This is a genomic window from Paraburkholderia saeva (assembly GCF_907164555.1).
In the GTDB taxonomy this organism is placed as follows: Bacteria; Pseudomonadota; Gammaproteobacteria; order Burkholderiales; family Burkholderiaceae; genus Paraburkholderia; species Paraburkholderia saeva.
This window is the reverse complement of sequence record NZ_CAJQZC010000028.1, coordinates 1-1,648: the sequence shown is the minus strand read 5'-3', so window position 1 is coordinate 1,648 and position 1,648 is coordinate 1. Positions and strand designations below refer to the sequence as shown.

At 63.2% G+C, this 1,648-nt stretch carries 1 protein-coding gene; it reads left to right on the top strand.

All coding sequences use genetic code 11. The features are described from left to right. On the top strand, nucleotides 1–1,642 hold a 1,642-nt coding region (locus LPA36_RS29330; RefSeq protein ID WP_228884015.1), incomplete at its 5' end, for an electron transfer flavoprotein-ubiquinone oxidoreductase. Nucleotides 1,643–1,648: the final 6 nt, after the last annotated feature.

The window sequence follows — 1,648 nt, the reverse complement described above, 5'->3', positions numbered from 1 at the left end:
CCCGCGCGAATCAATGGAATACGACGTGGTAATTGTCGGCGGTGGCCCCGCCGGGCTGTCCGCGGCGATCCGTCTGAAGCAGCGTGCCCAGGAGACCGGCGTCGAGCTGGGCGTCTGCGTGCTGGAGAAAGGCTCGGAGGTCGGCGCCCATATCCTGTCGGGCGCGGTGATGGACCCCCGCGCGATCACCGAACTGATCCCCGACTGGAAGGAAAAAGGCGCGCCGCTGGACGTCGACGTGACCGAGGACCGCTTCCTGTTCCTCTCCGAATCGGGCGCGAAGAACGTGCCGACCTGGGCGCTGCCGGATAACTTCAAGAATCACGGCAACTATGTCGTGAGTCTGGCGAACGTCACGCGCTGGCTGGGCCAGCAGGCCGAAGCGCTGGGCGTCGAGATCTTCCCGGGCTTTCCCGCAGCGGAAATCCTGTACAACGACGACGGTTCGGTCAAAGGCGTCGCGACCGGCAACCTGGGCATCGGCAAGGACGGCGAGCCCACCGGGAACTTCCAGCTCGGCATGGAGCTGCACGCGAAGTACACGCTTTTCTGCGAAGGTGCGCGCGGCCATCTGGGCCGCCAGCTGAACGACAGATTCAAGCTGCGCGAAGGCGTCGATCCGCAGGTCTACGGCATCGGCATCAAGGAGCTGTGGGAAATCGATCCGGCAAAGCACAAGCCGGGGCTCGTGATCCACACGGCCGGCTGGCCGCTGCAAAGCGACACCTACGGCGGCTCGTTCCTCTATCACATGGACAACAACCAGGTGATGGTGGGTTTTGTCGTGGGCCTGGGCTATTCGAATCCGTATCTGTCGCCGTTCGAGGAATTCCAGCGCTACAAGACACATCCGGAAATCCGCAAGTTCCTCGAAGGCGGCAAGCGCGTGTCGTACGGCGCGCGGGCGATCACGGCCGGTGGCCTGATGTCGCTGCCGAAGCTCGTGTTCCCGGGCGGCGCGCTGGTGGGTGACGATGCAGGCTTCCTGAACGCATCGCGCATCAAGGGCTCGCACGCGGCGATCAAGACCGGCATGCTCGCGGCCGACGCCGCGTTCGATGCGGTGCAGGCAGGCCGCACCAGCGATGCGCTGAGCGCCTATCCGGAGGCGTTCAAGACGTCATGGCTCTACACCGAGCTGTACCGTGCGCGCAACTTCAAGCAGTGGATGAGCAAGGGCCTGTACCTGGGCACGCTGATGGTCGGCATCGAGCAGAAGCTCATGGGCGGCAACGTGCCGTGGACGCTGCATCATCAGCATTCGGATCACGAGATGCTGAAACCGGCAGCGCAATGCAAGCCGATCGTCTATCCGAAGCCGGATGGCAAGCTGACGTTCGACCGGCTTTCTTCGGTGTTCATCTCGAACACGAACCACGAGGAGAATCAGCCGGCGCATCTGACGCTGAAGGATTCTTCCGTGCCGGTGAACGTGAATCTGGCCACGTACGCGGGCCCGGAAGCGCGCTACTGCCCGGCAGCGGTATATGAGTTCGTGAAGAACGATGACAACAGCGAGCGGCTCGTAATCAACGCGCAGAACTGCGTGCATTGCAAGACGTGCGACATCAAGGACCCGACGCAGAACATCGTCTGGGTCACGCCGGAAGGCGGCGGTGGGCCGAACTATCCGAACATGTGATCCGGC